This is a genomic window from Pseudarthrobacter sp. C1 (assembly GCF_034720455.1).
Classification (GTDB): Bacteria; Actinomycetota; Actinomycetes; order Actinomycetales; family Micrococcaceae; genus Arthrobacter.
Genome location: NZ_JAYESK010000027.1, coordinates 1 through 521, shown reverse-complemented (window position 1 = coordinate 521; position 521 = coordinate 1). Strand labels below are relative to the sequence as shown.

The window sequence follows — 521 nt, the reverse complement described above, 5'->3', positions numbered from 1 at the left end:
GGTTCGGAGGGCATTGTCTCGGCGGTCGGGGATGATGACCGGATTTACTCGGCGGACCCCAAGTCCGGCGCGGTGACGGTGACGGCTGTTGACGCCAACGGCGAGGTGACGGCCTCGGAGTCGGAGACCTGGGCCGAGCTGAAGGGTTCGGGGGATCTGCAGATCACGGTGGTGGGGGACAAGCCGGTGCTTTTGGATGCGGCGGCCGGGAAGTTGTTCCTGCCCGGCGGGAAGCGGCTCCAGCTGGAGAATGCGCGGGAGGCGAAGCTGCAGCAGGGCGGCCCTGCCAGCGGTTTCGTGGCCATCGCCACGCGGAAGGCGTTGCTGAAGCAGCCCCTGGACGGATCCGCGGCGAAGACGGTGGCGTTCGACGGCGAGGGCGTGCCGGCTGCCCCGGTCCAGTTGGGCGGGTGTGTGCATGCGGCGTGGTCCGGGGCTAACAAGTATGTGCGGGACTGTGTCAATGATGGTGATGACAAGAACGTTGACGTGCCCAAGGCGAGTGCCTCGCCGTCGTATGT

At 67.0% G+C, this 521-nt stretch carries 1 protein-coding gene; it reads left to right on the top strand.

What is annotated here, in order from left to right; genetic code table 11:
* Window positions 1–521: hypothetical protein (locus tag U7114_RS19295; protein WP_323058268.1), on the top strand; the 521-nt coding region annotated here is incomplete at both ends.